At 73.5% G+C, this 18423-nt stretch carries 17 protein-coding genes; 5 read left to right on the forward strand and 12 right to left on the reverse strand.

The window, feature by feature from the left end; all coding sequences use genetic code 11:
• Positions 1–103: 103 nt before the first annotated feature.
• Complete coding sequence (locus tag LRS74_RS05950; protein ID WP_277739993.1) at positions 104–1543, reverse strand: PLP-dependent aminotransferase family protein; 1440 nt, start codon at positions 1541–1543, stop codon at positions 104–106.
• A 28-nt stretch (positions 1544–1571) separates the two neighbouring features.
• Here LRS74_RS05950 and LRS74_RS05955 point away from each other — a divergent pair, with 28 nt between their 5' ends.
• Both LRS74_RS05955 and LRS74_RS05960 read left to right on the forward strand, forming a co-directional pair.
• The gene (locus LRS74_RS05955; protein WP_277739994.1) at positions 1572–2639 is read left to right on the forward strand and encodes a DMT family transporter; all 1068 of its coding nucleotides are present in this window, start codon (positions 1572–1574) and stop codon (positions 2637–2639) included.
• 110 nt (positions 2640–2749) lie between these two features.
• Positions 2750–2950 (forward strand): DUF1918 domain-containing protein, encoded by a 201-nt coding sequence (locus LRS74_RS05960; RefSeq protein ID WP_277739995.1) that lies wholly within the window; start codon positions 2750–2752, stop codon positions 2948–2950.
• A gap of 52 nt (positions 2951–3002) precedes the next feature.
• Here the strand turns inward: LRS74_RS05960 and LRS74_RS05965 are convergent, their stop codons facing one another.
• Complete coding sequence (locus tag LRS74_RS05965; RefSeq protein WP_277739996.1) at positions 3003–4304, reverse strand: family 10 glycosylhydrolase; 1302 nt, start codon at positions 4302–4304, stop codon at positions 3003–3005.
• Positions 4305–4546: 242 nt separating this feature from the next.
• Between LRS74_RS05965 and LRS74_RS05970 the strand changes: the two genes are divergently transcribed.
• Positions 4547–5407 carry a 3-hydroxybutyryl-CoA dehydrogenase gene (locus LRS74_RS05970; protein WP_277744618.1) on the forward strand — a complete coding sequence of 287 codons (861 nt, stop codon included), beginning with the start codon at positions 4547–4549 and terminating at the stop codon, positions 5405–5407.
• Positions 5408–5810: 403 nt separating this feature from the next.
• A complete protein-coding gene (locus LRS74_RS05975) occupies positions 5811–6068 on the forward strand; it encodes a hypothetical protein (protein WP_277739997.1) in 258 nt (85 codons plus the stop codon).
• A 34-nt stretch (positions 6069–6102) separates the two neighbouring features.
• Here LRS74_RS05975 and LRS74_RS05980 read toward each other — a convergent pair whose 3' ends face one another.
• The 10 genes from LRS74_RS05980 to infC form a co-directional block, all read right to left on the reverse strand.
• The gene (locus LRS74_RS05980; RefSeq protein WP_144382370.1) at positions 6103–6633 is read right to left on the reverse strand and encodes an NUDIX hydrolase; all 531 of its coding nucleotides are present in this window, start codon (positions 6631–6633) and stop codon (positions 6103–6105) included.
• A 58-nt stretch (positions 6634–6691) separates the two neighbouring features.
• Positions 6692–8029: a transcriptional regulator gene (locus LRS74_RS05985; protein WP_277739998.1), complete on the reverse strand. Its 1338-nt coding sequence runs from the start codon at positions 8027–8029 to the stop codon at positions 6692–6694.
• Positions 8030–8153: 124 nt separating this feature from the next.
• Entirely contained in the window at positions 8154–9521 is a 1368-nt protein-coding gene (locus LRS74_RS05990) for a PP2C family protein-serine/threonine phosphatase (protein ID WP_277739999.1), read from the reverse strand.
• A 383-nt stretch (positions 9522–9904) separates the two neighbouring features.
• Complete coding sequence (gene pheT, locus LRS74_RS05995) at positions 9905–12430, reverse strand: phenylalanine--tRNA ligase subunit beta (protein ID WP_277740000.1); 2526 nt, start codon at positions 12428–12430, stop codon at positions 9905–9907.
• Positions 12430–13548 (reverse strand): phenylalanine--tRNA ligase subunit alpha, encoded by a 1119-nt coding sequence (pheS, locus tag LRS74_RS06000; protein WP_277740001.1) that lies wholly within the window; start codon positions 13546–13548, stop codon positions 12430–12432. Before pheS ends, pheT begins: the two co-directional genes overlap by 1 nt.
• A 114-nt stretch (positions 13549–13662) precedes the next feature.
• Complete coding sequence (locus LRS74_RS06005; protein WP_277740002.1) at positions 13663–15099, reverse strand: ATP-binding protein; 1437 nt, start codon at positions 15097–15099, stop codon at positions 13663–13665.
• A 67-nt stretch (positions 15100–15166) separates the two neighbouring features.
• The gene (locus LRS74_RS06010) at positions 15167–15997 is read right to left on the reverse strand and encodes an RNA methyltransferase (protein ID WP_277740003.1); all 831 of its coding nucleotides are present in this window, start codon (positions 15995–15997) and stop codon (positions 15167–15169) included.
• 195 nt (positions 15998–16192) lie between these two features.
• Positions 16193–16585, reverse strand: coding sequence for a 50S ribosomal protein L20 (rplT, locus tag LRS74_RS06015; RefSeq protein WP_277740004.1), 393 nt, complete (start codon positions 16583–16585; stop codon positions 16193–16195).
• Positions 16586–16685: 100 nt separating this feature from the next.
• Entirely contained in the window at positions 16686–16880 is a 195-nt protein-coding gene (gene rpmI, locus LRS74_RS06020; RefSeq protein ID WP_144382363.1) for a 50S ribosomal protein L35, read from the reverse strand.
• Positions 16881–17014: 134 nt separating this feature from the next.
• A complete protein-coding gene (gene infC / locus LRS74_RS06025; RefSeq protein WP_277740005.1) occupies positions 17015–17671 on the reverse strand; it encodes a translation initiation factor IF-3 in 657 nt (218 codons plus the stop codon).
• 336 nt (positions 17672–18007) lie between these two features.
• On the opposite strand from infC, the gene LRS74_RS06030 reads away from it, so the two are divergent.
• Complete coding sequence (locus LRS74_RS06030; RefSeq protein WP_277740006.1) at positions 18008–18397, forward strand: DUF1844 domain-containing protein; 390 nt, start codon at positions 18008–18010, stop codon at positions 18395–18397.
• Positions 18398–18423 lie beyond the last annotated feature (26 nt).

The raw sequence follows: 18423 nt of genomic DNA on the forward strand, positions 1-18423 counted from the left end.
CGCCGGCCTCGGCGTCGGCGGACCGGAAACGACCTGTCCGCCAGGGTGGTTGGCCCTGCGTCGCGGCCGCTCGGGGACGACCGGGGGCGCGGCGACGCCCGGCTCAGTCGTCCCAGGCCGTGCGCAACCTGCGGACGCCCTCGACGAGTTCGGGCGGGCCGGCGGCCGAGGCGAAGCTGAGTCGCAGGTGGGGGGCGGGTGGTTCGGCGGGGAAGTACGGCCGGCCGGGGGCGACCGCGACGCCCGCGCGGAGCGCGGTGGCGGTCAGCGCGGACTCGTCGGTGCCGTCCGGCAGCCGCAGCCACACGTGGTAGCCGCCCGCGGGGGCGTGGCGCACCTCGGCCGGCTCCGGCAGCTCCCGCCGCACCGCGGTGAGCAGCGTCTCCCTACGGGTGCGCAGTTCTGCGGCGATGGTGCGCAGATGCCGGGCCCACGCGGGCGAGCCGACGAGTTCGAGGGCGGCCTCCTGGAGCGGCCGGGAGACGAAGAACTGGTCGACGACCTGGATCGCGCGCAGCCGCTGCAGGACGGGGCCGCGGGCGGCGAGCGCGCCCACCCGCAGGCTGGGGGAGGCGGCCTTGGTGAGCGAGCAGACGTGGATCACCACGCCGTCGGGGTCGTCGGCGGCGAGGGTGGCGGGCAGCGGTCCCGCGTCCTCGTGCACCAGGCGGCGGGCGAAGTCGTCCTCGATGACGAAGGCCCCGGCCTCCCGGGCCACCCGCAGCACCTCGCCGCGCCGCTCGGTGGAGAGCACCGCGCCGTGCGGGTTGGCGAAGAGCGGCTGGCACACGAAGACGCGCGAGCCGCTGGCCCGGAACGCCTGGGCGAGCAGGTCGGTGCGTACGCCGTTGGTGTCGGCCGGCACCGGCACCGGGCGCAGCCCGGCGGCGCGGGCGGCGGCGAGCAGGCCGGGGTAGGTGGGCGACTCCACGAGGATGGGCGCGCCGGGCGGAGCGAGCGCCCGCAGGGCCGCGGTCAGCGCGTTCTGCCCACCTGAGGTGATCAGCACATCGGAGGGGGCGACGGTGCCCGCCGGCCCGCCGATCTCCCGTGCGAACCAGGCGCGCAGCTCGCCGAGCCCCTCGACGGGTGGGCGCCCCCAGGCGCCGGGCCGGCGGCCGGCCCGGGCGAGCGCGGCGGCCAGCGCGCGCTCCGGCTGGAGGGAGGGGTGCAGGTAGCCGCCGTTGAGCTCGATGACGCCGGGCGGCGGGGCGGCGAGGGTGGCCAGCACCGCGGAGGCGTCGACCGAGCGCGGCACCGGTTCGTCCGCCGTCTCGGCGCTCAGTGCCACCTCCTGCCAGGAGGTGTCCCCGGTGGGACGGTTCCCGGTCGGCGGTGCCGCCCGGAAGGAACCGGCTCCGGGCCGGGTGACGATCAGCCCCTCGGCCGCGAGGGCGCCCAGCGCGCGGGTGACCGTCACCGGGCTCACTCGGAAGCGCTCGACGAGGGCCCGACTCGATGGCAGTTTCTCACCGGGAGAGTAACGGTTCAGCTCTCCCCTCAGGAGACCAGCCAGCTCGGCCACGCTGCTACGCTCATGCATGAGACCAGAAGATAGCGCTACTCGCCGCATGACGATAACGGTGCGGCGCCAGGGCGGCCCGGTGACCGAAGCGTCCGCGGCCTCGGCCCCGGCCCTCCTCCCGCGCGAGACCGCCGCCCCGTCGACGCCCACCCCGGACGGGGCGCCCCGGCCCGGCACCGGCGCCGGATCCGACACCGCGGCACCCGGCGCTCGGCAGGGCGACCGCGGCGGGGCTCCGCGCGACGCCCGCAGCGCCGGCACCCTCGGCACCTGGCTCGCGGCGCTCGGGGTGGCCGTCTTCTCGCTCACCTTCCCCGCCACCGCCTGGGCCCTGGAGGGCCTGGGCCCGTGGTCCGTCACCGCCGCCCGGATGACGCTGGCGGGGCTGATAGCGGCCGGCGCGCTGCTCGCGCTGCGGGTGCCGCTGCCGGCCCGCCGCCACTGGCCCGGGCTGCTCGCCGTCGTGGGCGGGGTCGTCGTGGGCTTCCCGCTGTTGACCACCCTGGCGCTGCAGACCTCCAGCACCTCCCACGCCGCGGTGGTCGTGGGCCTGCTGCCGCTCACCACGGCCGCGTTCTCGGCCGTGCGCACCGGGGCCCGCCCCTCGCGGGCCTTCTGGCTGGCGGCCCTGGCGGGCGCGGTGGTGGTCGCGGCCTTCGCCGTGCAGCAGAGCGGCGGCCGGCCGACGACGGGCGATCTCTACCTCTTCGGGGCCCTGCTGACCTGCGCGGTCGGCTACTCCGAAGGCGGCCGGCTGGCCCGGCACATGCCGGGCTGGCAGGTGATCGGCTGGGCGCTGGTCTGCTGTCTGCCGCTGTCCGCCACGGGCGCGGCGCTGGCGTTGGCGCACGAGCCGGTGGAGCTGACGGCGCGGTCGGTCACCGGGCTGCTGTGGGTGGCGACGGCTTCGCAGTTCCTCGGCATGGTCGCCTGGTACCGCGGGATGGCGGCGATCGGGGTGGCCCGGGCCAGCCAGCTCCAACTCGCCCAGCCGCTGCTGACACTCGTGTGGTCGGTCCTCCTTCTGGGCGAACACCTCACTCCGGCGGCCCCCCTGGCCGCGGTCGCCGTACTCGTGTGCATCGGCGTGACCCAACGGGCGCGAGTAACCTGAGAAGCGAGCTGATCGCGCCGTCGAGGGGGACCCGGACAAGACCACGGGCTGTAAACTTACGGCCACGGACCGCAGTCCCCTCCGGGGAATCCGGACAGGAGGTCAAGGCGATGCATGCGAGCAAGGGCGACCGACTGGTGGTGCACGGCAGGGTGGTCGGCAAGCACGACCACGTCGTCGAGATCGTCGAGGTGCTCGGCCAGGACGGGAATCCCCCGTACCGCGTCCGTGCGGAGAACGGCCACGAGACGATCATGTCTCCGGGGCCGGACAGCGTGGTGGACCACCGGAAGTCTTCGGACCGCATCTGATCGTTCCGGCGGGGCCGAGGCCCCGCCGTTACGCTCCGTCAGGCCGCGCCGATCACGCGGCCGCCTTGTCACGCGGCGGCCGCACCCGGTCCGGGTAGTGGTCCTCGACCACGCGCGCCATCGCCCCGATCCGGTCCTCGACCACCTCCTTGGCGGAGAAGAAGACGTTCCCGAGCACCTCGGGGAAGTCGCGGTCGAAGGTGAGATGGCGGGACAGCTCGGCGGGATCCTGCCAGGGAGCCGGCTGCCCGGCGGCGCCGGCCTTGTAGAGGGCCTCGCCGATGTAGAGGTGCACGTCGGTGTCCCGGACGACCTCGGACCACCAGGGCACCAACGTGGCGTAGTCGGCCGCCTCGAAGCCGAGGTGCCAGTAGACCTGCGGGACGATGTAGTCGATCCACTCCTCGAACACCCACTTCCGGGTGTCGGCGTAGAGGTCGTCATAGGTCTGCACACCGGCACGGGTGTCGGATCCGCGCGGGTCGGTCGCCCTGTTGCGCCATACGGCGAACGGGCTGATGCCGAACCGCACCTCCTCCTTGAGCTTCTTGATCCGCTCCGCCATCTCCCGCACCAGCCGGTCGGTGTTGTCGCGCCGCCACGCCGCCCGGTCGGGGAAGTCGCCGCCGTAGCGCTCGTACGCCGCGTCGTCGTCGAAGCGCTGGCCCGCCACCGGGTACGGGTAGAAGTAGTCGTCCCAGTGCACGGCGTCGATGTCATACCGTGCCACCGCGTCCAGCATCGCGTCCTGGACGAAGCGCCGGACCCGCGGCAGCCCGGGGTTGTAGTAGAGCTTCCCGCCGTACGGGACCACCCAGTCGGGGTGCGCGCGGGCGGGGTGCCGCGGGGAGAGCCGCGCCGGGTCGGCGTGGTTGGCGATCCGGTACGGGTTGAACCAGGCGTGCAGTTCCAGGTCGCGCCGGTGCGCCTCGCGGACCGCGGTGCCCAGCGGGTCCCAGCCCGGGTCCTTGCCCTGCACCCCGGTCAGATACTCCGCCCAGGGCTCGTACGACGACGGCCAGAGCGCGTCCGCGGTCGGTCTGACCTGGAACACCACCGCGTTCAGACGCCGTTCCGCCGCCGCGTCGAGGAACGCCAGCAGTTCCTCGCGCTGCCGCGCGGCGGGCAGGCCGGGTCGGGAGGGCCAGTCGCGGTTGGCGACGGTGGCCAGCCACATCCCGCGGAACCGCCGCTCGGCCCGGCACCGCCCCGCCCCCGCGTCGTGGGCCGCCGGCCGCGGGTCCCGCGCCGCCTCCTCCGCCCGCCCGCACGCCGCCGCCCGCGCCGGCACGGCGGCGGCGGCCACCGCGCCGGCCGCCGCCGCGGTCAGGCCCCGACGAGTGATCTGTCCCATGATCGCTCCCTGATCGTGCGTCGCGTCCATCGCTCGCGCGTCATGTGGTGCCACGGTCCCTGTGCGTCTCGCCGATGATGCGGCGCGCGCCGGCGTGCGGCAATCCTCCATACGGGTCCCGGGCCCCCGGACGGCCCCCCGACCACTACGACGGAGTAACGTCTGCCCCGAGGCGGGCGCCGGAATCGTACGGGGGCCCCGCCGGCCCGTAGATCAGCGAAAGGCACGATGTGACGGACACTGTGGCAGACGTGGCGCGCGTTGGCGTGGTGGGCTGCGGCCAGATGGGCGCGGGCATCGCCGAGGTGTGTGCCCGCTCCGGCCTGGACGTCAAGGTCGCCGAGACCACCGGCGAAGCACTGGAGCTGGGGCGCACCCGCCTGACCAACTCCCTGGGCAAGGCCGCCGAACGCGGCAAGATCACTCCGGAGGAGCGGGACTCCGCGCTCGACCGGCTCACCTTCACCACCGACCTCGGCGAGTTCGCCGACCGCGATCTGGTCATCGAGGCCGTGGTGGAGAACGAGCAGGTCAAGACGGAGATCTTCCAGATCCTGGACCAGGTGGTGACCCGCCCGGACGCCATCCTGGCCTCGAACACCTCCTCGGTGCCGCTGGTCAAGCTGGCGGTCGCCACCTCCCGGCCCGACCAGGTCATCGGCGTCCACTTCTTCAACCCGGCCCCGGTGCAGAAGCTCGTCGAGCTGATCCCGGCGCTGACCACCAGCGAGGAGACCATCAAGCGCTCCGAGGCGCTGGTACAGGACCTGCTGGGCAAGCACCCGATCCGCGCCCAGGACCGCTCCGGCTTCGTGGTCAACGCGCTGCTCATCCCCTATCTGCTCTCCGCGATCCGGATGTTCGAGTCCGGCATCGCCAGCCGCGAGGACATCGACAACGGCATGGAGATGGGCTGCGCCCACCCCATGGGCCCGCTCAAGCTCGCGGACCTCATCGGCCTGGACACCGTGGCGGCCATCGCCGACTCGATGTACATGGAATTCAAGGAGCCCCTGTACGCCGCTCCCCCGCTGCTCCAGCGCATGGTCGACGCGGGCCGGCTGGGCCGCAAGTCGGGCTCCGGCTTCTACCCGTACGGCTGATCCCCGCCCGCGGGTCGGTGCCGACGCCCTGACGCCCTGATGCGCTCGCGGCGCCGCCGCGCCGCCCGCCTCCGCACCGAGGCCACCGACGCGGCCCTGTCGCCCCCCTCGCCGCACGCTCGGCGAGGGGGGCGTCGGCGTCCCGGAGCGGGCGCGACAGCGCTTACCGATGTCGTCCGGTTCCTGGTCCCTCCGCTGATGTGCGCGGGGGCGCAACGGCTTTCACACCGGAGTTCGCACGGGGTGTGCGGGACCGACCCGCACTCGCCCCCCGCACACGCTCCCGTCGGCCGCCGGATCGCGGTTGACTCGGACCGTTGGAGCACACACGGAACCACCACCGGAAGCCCACGGAACCGCCGTGGACGACACACGGAAACCACCGTGAAAGGGGATTCAGACCGTGACCACCGAGCCCGAGCAGACCGTGGCCGCCGCGGAGCTCGCGGAACTCCGCCGGAGCGTCGACGTGACCCACGCCCGCGTCGAGGGACAGCTCGCCCTCCTCGCCCATCGGGGCGACGAGGCCGCCGCCGATCTGGCCCAACTCACCGCGCGGGTACGCGTGCTGGAGCACAGCCGCTGGCCGCTGCCGTCCATCGCCGCGCTGACCGGGGTGTGCGCGCTCCTCCTCGCGCTGTGGCAGGCGGCCGGCCGCTGAGACGGCGACCGGCCGCCGGGGCGCCGGCGCCGGCTCAGCCGAGCCGGAGGTGGTACAGGAGCATCAGGGCGGCCGCCATGTTGGCGGCCGGGACCTCACCGCGCGCGATCATGTCGGGTACGGCCCTGAGCGGCACCCACTGGCGACGGTCGGACTCGAACTCGTCCTCCGGAGGCCCCACATAGGTCGCCTCCTGCGCCCAGTAGATGTGGTGCCGGGCGTCGGTGAGCCCGTTGGAGGGCTCCACGGAGAGCAGATGCCGCAGCGGGCCGGGGCGCCAGCCCGTCTCCTCCTCCATCTCGCGGGCCGCCGCGACGGCGATGTCCTCGCCGTCCTCGACCACGCCCGCGGGCAGCTCCCAGCCCCAGTTGTCGGTGATGAACCGGTGCCGCCACAGCAGCAGCACCTCATCGGCGTCGTTGACCGCCGTGGCCACGGCGACCGGACGCAGCCGGATCAGGAAATGATCGAGATGACGGCCGTCGGGGAGTTCGACGTCGGCGAGGTTCACCCGGAACCATCGGTTCTCGTACACGGTCTCTTCCCCGAGATTCTTCCAAAGCACTGTCAGCCACCTTCCGCCGGGTAGATGGCAGCATGCCGACGGGGAGGGCCGACCGTGCTCAGAGGGGCACGCGCAACGCCCCGTCGATCAGCTCCGCGGCCTCGGAGGTCGCCGCGCAACCGCTCTCCGCCAGGTGCTCGCGCACCGCACGGAGTCGGTCGCGTAATCGCTGCGACTCCATCCCGCGGGCCCGCTCGGTCATTTCCACCGCCGTGGCCACCGCCTGGTCCGCGTCACCTTGGCGCAGCTCGATATGGGTGAGCATGGCCAGCCGGTGCACCCGGCCCCGGTCGTGGGCGGGGGTGCCGACGGCCGCGGTGGCGTGCTCGCGCGCCGCGCCCAGCTCGCCCAGGCTCAGCAGCGCCTCCGCCACCTGCACGTTCACCAGGCCGGGCTGGACATAGCCGGTCTCGTCGGGCTCCTGTCCACGCCGGATGTGCTCGGCGGCGGTCTCGGCCCGCCGGATGCAGGAGAGCGCCCCCGTGCCGTCGCCCAACCGCGCGTACGCCTTGGCCTGCATCGCGTACAGGTCGGCGGCGAGCGCGGGGGTGAGGTGCGGGCCGGCGGCCCGCAGCGCGGACTCGGCGAACGCCACCGCCTGCCGATACTCCTTCATGAACAGCGACTGGTTGACGAGCAGCGCGATCACATACGCGCCCAGACCGCGGTCCCCGCTGGCCTTGGCCAGCCGCAGGGCCTGGTGGAAGTAGCGCTGGGCGAGGCCGTGCGCGTCCGAGTCGTAGGCACAGATGCCGGCGACGGCCACCAGGCCGCCGGTCGCCCGGTGCAGCTGACGCCCCGTCTGGTCGGGGTAACTGCCGCGCAGCAACGGCGCGGCCTCGGAGTTGAGGAATCCGACGACGCGGACGCGGGTCGCGACGCCGCCGGCCTTGCGGTACAGCTGCTCGTAATGGGCGCGCGCGGCGCGCAGCATCTCGATGTCGGCCATGCTCACCCGGGTCAGCCCGGACCGGGAGACGTCCGAGTCCTCCGGGGGGTTCTCCCACTCCCAGACCGGGATCACCGCCGAGGTGCCGGTGACGGCGGGGGCGCTCAGCACATGGGGCCGCTGCTGCTCGTCGGATCGCCACAGCGCGGTGGCCCGCTCCACGAAGCCGGACAGCGGGGTGCTGGGGGTGCGCGGGCTGCCGGGCGTGCCGAGCCCGATGTCGTCCAGGGTGAGCGCGCGGCGCAGCCGCTCCCCCAGCACCTCGCAGATCAGGTCCGGCACCTGCCCGCGGGGCCGTTGGCCCTTCAGCCAGCGCGCCACCGCGGTGTGCTCGTAACGCAGCGTCAGTCCGCGTGCTCGGCCCGTCTCGTTGATGTGCGCGGCCAGCCCCGCGTGCGAGATGCCGGCCTCGTCGAGTAAGGAGTCGAGGAGTGTGTTGGGCTCCATCCCATGCCCTCCCGATGCGCTGGGTGCGTTTTCAGCCTAGTGGAGGGCGTTTCGCACGGGGTGTGAAAGCCGGGGTGCCTCTTCGGGTGCCGGGCCGGTCACCCCGGTCGTGACCGGCGCCGTGTCACCAGGGGCGGGTGGAGCCGGCGGGCCCGGCGCAGCCGGCCGGTTGGGCGGGCAGCCGCTCCCGGTCGTTGCGCAGCGCCAACAGGGCGACGTCGTCGGCCAGCCGCCCTCCGCTGTGCTCGACCACCTTGGCCTGCATCGACGCGACGACCGTCGCGGGGGCGGCGGTGGCGGTGCGGGCCACGTCGACCAGCGAGCGGTCCAGCGGGAAGAAGTTCCCCTGCGCGTCCCGTGCGTCCTCGGCGCCGTCGGTGTGCAGCACCAGCACGTCGCCGGGGAGCAGCCGGGTGCAGTGCACGGCCGACAGCTCGGCGGGCAGCGGGAACAGGCCGAGCGGCGGCATCGCCTCCGCGGGGTCGAGCTGTCGGGCCCGCGGCTCGCCGGTGAGCTCGTAGAACAGCTGATGCGGCCAGGGGTGGCCGCAGTTGAGGGCGGTGACCTCGCCGTCGGGGCGCACCTCCAGGAGGAGCACGGTCACGAAGTCCTCACCGAGCGGGCTCGCGGGCTCCCCGCAGCAGCAGGCGGAGCGGGCGTCCCAGCCGCAGGGGTGGCCCGCGGTCTCCGCGCCGGCGGCCCCGTCCGGGCGCCCGGGGTCCACGACGCGGCCCGGGTCGACCGGGGCTCCGGGCCCCGCGGCACACGTCGCCTCGGCCGCCGGATGCTCGGGGCAGGCCCGCTCCCCCAGGTGCCGGTGGTGCGCCCGCTCGAGCCGGCGCAGCACATCGGTCAGGTCCGGCTCGTCGTGCGCGGCCTCGCGGAAGCTGCCGAGGACGGCGGCGACGGTGCCGAGCGCGGCGAGTCCGTGGCCGCGCACATCGCCGATGACCACTCGTACGCCGTGGGCGGTGGCCAGCGCCTCGTAGAGATCGCCGCCGAGCGCGGAGCCGCTGGTGGCGGAGAGGTGGCCGCCGGCGACCGCGATGCCGTCCAGGCGGGTGGGCAGCGGTCGCAGCACCACGTCCTGGGTGGCGGCCGCGACCTCCCTGGCCTGCTCCAGCTCGCGGACCAGGCGCAGCCGGCGGCCGGAGGTCAGATAGCTGGCGCCGACCACGGCGACGATCGCACAGCAGGTGCCGGCCCGCGCCTCGAAGTCCTCGCCCTGGTCGGCCGGCTGGGCCTCGCCGATGGGCACGAGCGCGAACAGGGCGCTCACCCCGCCCATCACCACGCAGAGCCGACGACCGCTGCCGGCGCACGCGATGGCCGGAGCGGCGGCGAGCAGCTGCACCAGCTGCGTGTCGAGGGGACTGAGCGTCTCCCAGAGCACGACGGCGAGCACCCACAGGGCGGGCAGCACCAGGACGAGCTGGCGGACGCACCACCCGGCGCCGGCACGCAGGCAGCACAAACCCCTGGTCCCGATCATGCAGTCGGCCCCCCTAGCAACCGATGAGGCGGTTGGCCGGCCCTGGTGTCGACGCATGCGGTGGGCCTTGGCGATCGGCACGATTCTCGCGACCTTCCGCCCCGAATTGACCACTCTCCGTATGATTCTCACCCGATCGGGTGACTTCCCTACGGGGGCGGCGACGGCGTGCGTGGACGAACCCGAAAGGGCGCGTTCCGCGACGCCCCCGGCCAGGCGCTCCCACCGCCCCGACGCCTCCGCCCCTCGCCCCGGCGCACCCCGCCCACGCTCGAGCCGGGGCACGCCCCGGCGCCGCCCTGGGTGGATGTCGCCGCGGACGCGCGAAGGCGCACCCCGGAGTGGGGTGCGCCTTCGTGGGTGGTGCGGGAGCCGGCCGCGGGTCAGGCACCGCGGAGGACGGCTCCGGTGCGCTCGACGGCGGTGGCCACGGCGGCGTCGCGGGCCGCGGACGCCTCCTCGGCGGTCAGCGTCCGGTCGGCGGCGCGGAAGCGCAGCGCGTACGCGAGCGACTTCTTGCCCTCGCCGAGCTGCTCACCGGTGAACACGTCGAACAGCCGCAGCGATTCGAGCAGCTCGCCGGCGCCCGCGCGGAGCGCGGCCTCCACGTCGGCGGCCGCGACCGAGGCGTCGACGACCAGCGCGACGTCCTGGGTGGCCACCGGGAAGGTGGACACGCGCGGGGCCTGGACGGTGCCCGTCCCGGCCTGCTCCAGGCGGTCCAGCTCGATCTCCATCGCGCAGGTGCGCTCCGGCAGGCCGAGCGCCTTGGTGACGCGCGGGTGGAGCTCGCCGGCGTTGCCGACCAGGATCTCCTCGCCGTCGACGACGGCGAGCAGCGCGGCGCACCGGCCCGGGTGCCACGGCGCCTGCTGGTCCTGGCGGACGATCAGCTCCACACCCGCCTCACGGGCCACGGTGCGGCCCGCCTCGACGGCGTCCGCCCAGCCGGCGGCACGGCCCTCGCTCCACCAGCCGGCCTGCTCACGGGAGCCGGTGAGCACCACGGCGACGCGGCGCGGCTGCTGCGGCAGCGCGGCGTCGAGCGTGGCGATCTCCTCGTCCGTGGGACGGCGGTCGACCGGGAGCGTGGTGGCGACGGGCTCGTCACCGGTGGTGCGGAAGACCAGGCCGGTCTCGAAGAGCGCCAGGTCGTGCTCGCCGCGGCCGATGTTGCGGCGCAGCGCGCCGAGCAGCCCCGGGAGCAGGGTGGTGCGCAGCGCCGGCTCGGTGTCGGAGAGCGGGTTGACCAGGCGCACCAGGTTGCGGCGCGGGTCGTCCGCCTCCAGGCCCAGCTGGTCGAGCGCCTCCTCCCCGATGAACGGGTAGTTGAGCGCCTCGGTGTAGCCGGCGCCGGCCAGCGCCCGGCCGACCCGGCGGTGCAGCCGCTGCCGCGCGGTGAGGCCGCGGCCGGCGGGCGGCCGCGGGAGGGTGGCGGGCAGGTTCTCGTAGCCCTCCAGCCGGATGACCTCTTCGGCGAGGTCGTTGGGGTCCCGCAGGTCGGGGCGCCAGCTGGGCACCGTGACGGTCAGGTCGTCGGCGCCGTAGACGTCGCAGCCGACCTGCTGCAGGCGGCGCACCACGGTCTCGCGGCCGTAGACGACGCCGGCCACGCGGTCCGGGTGGTCGGCGCGGATGGTGATGGTGCGCGGTCCGCGCGGGGAGACGACCTCGGTGACGCCGGCCTCGGCGGTGCCGCCGGCGAGCAGCACCAGCAGGTCCACGGTGCGCTGCGCGGCCGCCGAGGCGGCCTCGGGGTCCACGCCGCGCTCGAAGCGCCGCGACGCCTCGGAGGAGAGCTTGTGGCGGCGGGCGGTGCGGGCGATGGAGACCGGCTCGAAGTGCGCGGCCTCGATGACCACGTCGGTGGTGCCGGTGACGGTGCCGGTGGCGTCGTCGAAGACGGCGTCGGCGACCTCGCTGTTGGCCCCGCCCATCACGCCGGCCAGGCCGATCGGCCCGTTGTCGTCGGTGATGACGAGGTCCTCGGCGTCCAGGATCCGCTGGCTGCCGTCGAGGGTGGTGAGCTTCTCACCGGGCTCGGCGCGGCGCACCCCGATCGACCCGGCGAGGCGGGACCGGTCGTAGGCGTGCAGCGGCTGGCCCAGCTCGAGCATCACGTAGTTGGTGACGTCGACCGCCAGCGAGATCGGGCGCATCCCGGCCTTCTGGAGCCGGCGCTGGAGCCAGATCGGGGAGCGCGCCTCCGGGTCGAGCCCGGTGACGGTGCGCGCGGTGAAGCGGTCGCAGCCGATCGGGTCGGCGACCTTGACGTGGTAGCCGTAGGAGTTCGGGGCGGGCACGTCCAGCAGCGCCGGGTCGCGCAGCGGCAGCCCGTAGGCGGTGGCCGCCTCGCGGGCGATGCCGCGCAGCGACAGGCAGTAGCCGCGGTCCGGGGTGACGGCGATGTCGAGCACCTCGTCGACGATCTCCAGCAGCTCGATGGCGTCGGTGCCGGGCTCGTACTCCGGCGGCAGCACGATGATGCCGTCGTGGTCGTCCGACATGCCCAGCTCGCTGGCCGAGCAGATCATGCCCTCGGAGACCTTGCCGTAGGTCTTACGGGAGGCGATCTTGAAGTCGCCGGGCAGCACCGCGCCGGGCAGCACGACGACGACCTTGTCGCCGACCGCGAAGTTCCGGGCGCCGCAGACGATGTTCTGCGGCTCGCCGGTGCCGTTGGCCATGCCGACGTCCACCTGGCAGTAGCGGATGGGCTTCTTGAAGCCCTCCAGCTCCTCGATGGCCAGGACCCGACCGACGACCAGAGGGCCTTCGAGGCCCGTGCCGAGCTGCTCGACGGTCTCGACCTCGAGGCCGGTGGCGATGAGCTTGGCCTGCACGTCGCGGCCGGTCTCGCCGGCCGGCAGATCGACGTACTCCCGCAGCCAAGAAAGCGGGACCCGCATCAGATCTCCATCCCGAAGGGCCGGGTGAAGCGCACGTCACCCTCGACCATGTCTCGCATGTCTTCCACGTTGTGGCGGAACATCAGCATCCGCTCGATCCCGAAGCCGAAGGCGAACCCGCTGTACTTCTCCGGGTCGATGCCGCAGGCGATCAGCACCCGCGGGTTGACCATGCCGCAGCCGCCCAGCTCGATCCAGCCCTCGCTGCCACAGGTCCGGCAGGGGCGGTCGGGGTTGCCCACCGACTCGCCACGGCAGACGTAGCACTCCATGTCCATCTCGGCGGACGGCTCGGTGAACGGGAAGAAGTTGGGGCGCAGCCGGGTGCTCATGCCCTCCCCGAACAGCGCCTGCACCATGTGGTCCAGGGTGCCCTTGAGGTCCGCCATGGTCAGGCCCTCGTCGATGGCGAGCAGCTCGACCTGGTGGAAGACCGGGGTGTGGGTGGCGTCCAGCTCATCGGTGCGGAACGTGCGGCCCGGGCAGATCACGTAGATCGGCGGCTCGCGGTCCAGCATCGAGCGGACCTGCACCGGCGAGGTGTGGGTGCGCAGCACGACACCGGAGTCGGTCCCCTTGGGGCCCTTCACGAAGAAGGTGTCCTGCATCTCGCGGGCCGGGTGGTCCGGAGGGAAGTTGAGCGCGTCGAAGTTGAACCACTCCGCCTCGACCTCGGGGCCCTCGGCGACCTCGTAGCCCATGGCCACGAAGACGTCCTCGATGCGCTCGGAGAACGTGGTGATCGGGTGCCGGGCGCCGGCGGGCACGCGGTCGTACGGCAGCGTGACGTCCACCGCCTCCTCGACCAGCACGCGCGCGTCGCGCTCCGCCTCCAGCTCCTCCTGGCGGACCTTGAGCGCCTGGTTGACCTGGCCGCGCGCCTGGCCGACGCGCTTGCCCGCGTCCGCCTTGGCGTGCGGCGGCAGGGCGCCGATCTCGCGGTTGGCGAGCGCCAGCGGCGAGCGGTCACCGGTGTGCGCCACCTTGACCTCGCGCAGCGCCGCCAGGTCACCGGCGGCGGCGATGGCGGCGAGCGCCTCGTCCCGCATGCGGGCGATCTCTTCCGGTTTCAGTGCCTCGACCTCGACCGGGTCGTACGACTTATTGGGTGCCGACATCTCTTCCCGTGCTTCCGTTCGGCTGGCTTTGGGGGTCCCCGCAGAGGACAAGGACGCAAAGGTGCCAAAGGCCGAGTCTACGGGGCGTACGAGGGTGAAGAGCCCGCGGGCCGCTCAGGCCATGAAGGCCGGCGCGCCCACGGGCAGCGTAAATCGGAACTCGGCGCCGCCGCCGCGGGCCCGGCCGACGGTGATCGTCCCGCCGTGCGCCTCGACGATTCCCTTGACGATGTACAGGCCCAGGCCGGTGCCGCCGCGCTTGCTGCCCCGCCAGAAGCGGGTGAAGACACGGCCCATCGACTCGTCGGGGATGCCGGGGCCCTCGTCGCTCACGGTGACGGCCGTCCCTTCCACATGTCCCGACGATCCGGGGGGGCTCCCCCGGAAGGGTCCCGCGGCCGGCGCGGGAGCCACCTCAATGGTGACGGTTCCCTCGCCGTGGCGCACCGCGTTTTCCAGCAGGTTGCTCAGCACCTGGTCGACCTTGTCCGGGTCGGCCCACAGCTTCGGCAGCGGCTCCCGCACCAGGATGGGGAACCGCTCGGGGCGGTGACCCGCCGTGGTGTACGCCTGGACGTGGCGCCGTACGGCGGCGACCAGGTCGACCGGCTGCCGGCGCACCTCCAGCCGTCCGGAGTCGATCCGGGAGATGTCCAGCAGCTCGGCTATCAGCCGGGTGACGCGGTTGGCGTCGGCGTCGACGGTCTCCAGCATCAGCCGCTTCTGGTCGTCCGTGAACCGCTCCCACTTGGCCAGCAGGGTGGCGGTGAAGCCCTTGACCGAGGTGAGCGGCGAGCGCAGCTCGTGGGCGACGGTGGCGATCAGCTCGGCGTGGCTGCGCTCGGTGCGGCGACGGGCCTCGGTGCCGCGCAGCGAGACGACCAGCCGGTGCACGGGGCCGGTGGGGCGCTGGCGCACGTAGCGCGCGGAGACCAGCACCTCGCGGCCGCCGGGGAGCAGCAGATTGCGCTCCGGCTGGCCGACCCGGATGGCCAGGCCGCCGTACGGATCGGTCAGCGCCCACCAGCGGCGGCCCTCCAGGTCCTCCAGCGGCAGGGCGCTCTCCAGGGGGCGGCCGATCGCCTCGGCCGCGCACAGCTCGGTGATCCGGGCAGCGGCGGCGTTGAAGCAGGTGACGCGGCCGTTCTCGTCGGCGACCACGAGGCCGTCCGGCAGGTCGTCCGGGTGCAGGCCGAGACCGGCCGGATCGGGCAGCGCGGGCGCCACGGCGGACGTCGGCGGCCCGGCGAACGCCGGCGGGCCCGCGGAGGCGGGTGCCGTGTCCGAGGTCGACGTCTCCGCGGAGACGGGTGCACCGGCCGAGGCCGCACCGGCTGCCGCCGGGGTGGTGCGCGGGGCCGGCGTGGCGGCCACCCCGGGCCGCGCGGGCGGGGCGGCGGGTGACGTCGTCGGGGCGGGTGCCCCGACGTGTGTCGCCGACGTGGGTGTGCCGCGGTCGGCGGGCGTGGACGGATCCCGGCCCGGCGGCTCGCGCCGCTCACGCCGCTCCGCCCGGCGCGCGCCCGCTCCGGGCGCATGGGCGCTCCTCATCCCGGCACTGGAGGTCCCGACCTCCATCCGCGCACCCCCTTTCGGGCCCCCAGGGAGTGCAACCCTACTAGCTGGATGTGACGGAGCGGCACCCTCCGGGCGCACGCTGCGCACGCGCGGAGGCGTACAGGCACACCGCGGCGGCCGTGGCGAGGTTGAGGCTCTCGGCTCGGCCGTGGATCGGGACGCGCACGACGGCGTCGGCCAGCGCGCGGGTCTCCTCCGGGAGACCCCACGCCTCGTTGCCGAAGATCCACGCGGTCGGGCCGCCCATGGCGCCCGCGTCGAGCTCGGCGTCCAGGTCCGCCTCGCCCGCGCCGTCGGCGGCCAGCAGCCGCACCCCGGCCTCGCGCAGCCCGCCGACCACGGTCTCCACCGGCACGCCCACGGCGACCGGGAGGTGGAAGAGGGAGCCCACGGAGGCGCGCACGGCCTTGGGGTTGTACAGGTCGACCGAGGCGTCGGTGAGCACGACCGCCTCCGCGCCCGCGGCGTCGGCGCAGCGCAGCACGGTGCCGGCGTTGCCGGGGTCGCGGACGTTCGCCAGCACGGCGACCAGCTTGGGCCGGGCCCGCACGATCTCCTCGAACGGCGTGTCCAGGAAGCGGCACAGCCCGACGACGCCCTGCGGGGTGACCGTGTCCGACATCTCCGCGATGACCTCGTCGGTGGCGGTCAGCACGGGGACGCCCGCGTCCCGCGCCGCGGCGATGATGTCCGCGTGCCGCGCGGCCGCCTCCGGCGTCGTGTACACCTCCACGAGGTGCTGGATCGCCTCCCGCACGGCCTGCGGCCCCTCGGCCAGGAATCGCCGCTCCTTGCCGCGGAAGCTGCGCTTGGCCAACCGCCGGGCCGCGATGACGCGCGGCGATCGCAGGGAGGTCAGCTCGGGGGCCATGGCGTTCTGCTCGCTTCGGGGAGGAGGGGCGTCCCGCGCGGTCGCCTGTGCGGCGGGCGGGGTGCCGGTGGGTCGGTGGGCGGGGCGCCGCCGGACGGGTGTGGGCGGCCCGGCGTCTGGGCGCATGAGACGACCGGACCCGCAGGCGAATGTTCGCCTGCGGGTCCGGTCACGCCGTGCGGCTCAGTGCGGCCATCAGGCCGCGGAGGCCGCCTTCGGGGCGTTGACGTCGCTCGGCAGCGCCTTCTGGGCCACCTCGACCAGCGCGGCGAACGCGTTGGCGTCGTTGACCGCGAGGTCGGCCAGGATCTTGCGGTCGACCTCGACGTTGGCGGCCTTCAGACCCTGGACGAAGCGGTTGTAGGTCATGCCGTTGGCGCGGGCAGCGGCGTTGATGCGCTGGATCCACAGCTGACGGAAGTCGCCCTTGCGCTTCTTGCGGTCGTTGTAGTTGTAAACGAAGGAGTGGGTGACCTGCTCCTTCGCCTTGCGGTACAGGCGGGAACGCTGGCCGCGGTAACCGCTGGCCTGCTCCAGGATCGCCCGGCGCTTCTTGTGGGCGTTGACTGCGCGCTTGACGCGTGCCACTTGATTAACTCCTTGTACGGGGCCGCGGGTATGTCACACGGCCCGGAAACGAATGGGTCCCGAACTCAGTCGCGCACCCCGCCGGAGCGGGGCGGGGGCGTCACTTGCCGAGAAGCTTCTTGATCTTCTTGGCGTCGGCCGGGGCCATCTCGACCGTGCCGGCGAGGCGGCGCGTCAGCGTGGACGACTTGTGCTCGAGAAGGTGGCGGCGACCGGCGCGCTGGCGGACCACCTTGCCGGAGCCGGTGATCTTGAAGCGCTTGCTGGCACCACTGTGCGTCTTGTTCTTCGGCATGTCGCCGTTCTCTCCTCGTCGGTGGCGCTTCCGAGGCAGCCGACCGGTGAAACCGGGCAGGCGGAAGCGTCAGCTGTTTCCTTCGGACCCCGGGGCCGGTGGCCCCGGAGATGCCGGGGCTCGCACCCCGGACGTCACGCCTCGGCGGGCTCCTCGGCGGGCTCCTCGGCAGGCTCCTCCGCAGGGGCGTCGCCCTGCTGGCGCGCGGCCTTGCGGGCGGCCTGGGCCTCGCGGGCTTCAGCCATCGCCTCGGTCTTCTTCTTGTGCGGACCGAGGACCATGATCATGTTGCGGCCGTCCTGCTTCGGGTTCGACTCCACGAAGCCCAGATCCTGGACGTCCTCCGCGAGGCGCTGCAGCAGCCGGTAGCCGAGCTCCGGCCGGGACTGCTCGCGTCCACGGAACATGATCGTGATCTTGACCTTGTCGCCCTGCTTGAGGAACCGGACGACGTGACCCTTCTTGGTGTCGTAGTCGTGCGGGTCGATCTTCGGCCGGAGCTTCATCTCCTTGATGACCGTGTGCGCCTGGTTCTTGCGCGCCTCACGGGCCTTCATGGCCGACTCGTACTTGAACTTTCCGTAGTCCATGAGCTTGCAGACCGGCGGACGGGCGTTCGCCGCCACCTCGACCAGGTCAAGGTCGTACTCCTGCGCAAGCTCCAGGGCCTTGGCAAGCGGCACAATGCCGACCTGCTCGCCACTGGGACCGACGAGTCGCACCTCGGGGACGCGAATCCGGTCGTTGATGCGGGGCTCGGCGCTGATGGATCCTCCTCGGTTGCACCACACGACCGCCTGGCGGACAGCCGCGTAAAGCCTGTTTCGGTTCGACCACCGTGCCCCGGACGCGAAAAACGCCCCGGACGGTACACAGGCGGGGCTCCATACAACCGGGAGCACCACCGTGCGTATTCCACGGGGCGCAATATGACCGGTGACCCGCCGACCGCTGGTCGACTGGGTGGGAGATCGGAGCCTCCACTTGTGGGCTGGCACAGGTGTCCAGCCGGTCGTGGCCCAACTCTACACGACTCGGGAGCGAGACGCTTCCCGTGCGGCCGGCGGAGGGCGAGCGACCGGGGGCGCCTAGGCTGGGGCGGGCACCGTCCACCAGAAAGTTGAGCCATGAGCGACGCCACCCCCGCCCCGAACGACCCCAACGGTTCGAACGACTCCCACCCCGGCTTCGACGCGATGACCCGCGACATCGCGGACGTGCCCGCGGTGGAGGTCATCACGACGGTGGCGGTCCACCTGATGAGCGCCGCCGCGGTCAATCTCGGGCTGGCCGAGGAGGGCGAGCGGCACAAGGACCTCGATGAGGCGCGGAAGCTGATCAACGCCCTGGCGGGCCTGGTGACCGCCAGTGCCACCGAGATCAGCTCCTTCCACGCCGCGCCGCTGCGGGACGGCCTGAAGTCGCTGCAGCTGGCCTTCCGCGAGGCGTCCGTGGTGCCGGACGAGCCGGGCCAAGGGCCCGGCGAGAAGTTCACCGGGCCGATCTTCTCGAGCTGACGTCGCGGCCCGCCGGGCCGACGTGC

This window comes from Streptomyces sp. LX-29 (genome assembly GCF_029541745.1).
GTDB lineage: Bacteria > Actinomycetota > Actinomycetes > Streptomycetales > Streptomycetaceae > Streptomyces.

Bases quoted from the DNA above. Each gene is read 5' to 3' on its own strand.
- LRS74_RS05950 (WP_277739993.1), bottom strand. From the start codon at position 1,543: ATGCATGAGCGTAGCAGCGTGGCCGAGCTGGCTGGTCTCCTGAGGGGA.
- LRS74_RS06005 (WP_277740002.1), bottom strand. From the start codon at position 15,099: ATGAGGAGCGCCCATGCGCCCGGAGCGGGCGCGCGCCGGGCGGAGCGG.
- pheT (WP_277740000.1), bottom strand. From the start codon at position 12,430: ATGCGGGTCCCGCTTTCTTGGCTGCGGGAGTACGTCGATCTGCCGGCC.
- LRS74_RS05960 (WP_277739995.1), top strand. From the start codon at position 2,750: ATGCATGCGAGCAAGGGCGACCGACTGGTGGTGCACGGCAGGGTGGTC.
- rpmI (WP_144382363.1), bottom strand. From the start codon at position 16,880: ATGCCGAAGAACAAGACGCACAGTGGTGCCAGCAAGCGCTTCAAGATC.
- LRS74_RS05985 (WP_277739998.1), bottom strand. From the start codon at position 8,029: ATGGAGCCCAACACACTCCTCGACTCCTTACTCGACGAGGCCGGCATC.
- LRS74_RS05965 (WP_277739996.1), bottom strand. From the start codon at position 4,304: ATGGGACAGATCACTCGTCGGGGCCTGACCGCGGCGGCGGCCGGCGCG.
- LRS74_RS05955 (WP_277739994.1), top strand. From the start codon at position 1,572: ATGACGATAACGGTGCGGCGCCAGGGCGGCCCGGTGACCGAAGCGTCC.
- LRS74_RS05990 (WP_277739999.1), bottom strand. From the start codon at position 9,521: ATGATCGGGACCAGGGGTTTGTGCTGCCTGCGTGCCGGCGCCGGGTGG.
- pheS (WP_277740001.1), bottom strand. From the start codon at position 13,548: ATGTCGGCACCCAATAAGTCGTACGACCCGGTCGAGGTCGAGGCACTG.
- LRS74_RS06010 (WP_277740003.1), bottom strand. From the start codon at position 15,997: ATGGCCCCCGAGCTGACCTCCCTGCGATCGCCGCGCGTCATCGCGGCC.
- LRS74_RS06030 (WP_277740006.1), top strand. From the start codon at position 18,008: ATGAGCGACGCCACCCCCGCCCCGAACGACCCCAACGGTTCGAACGAC.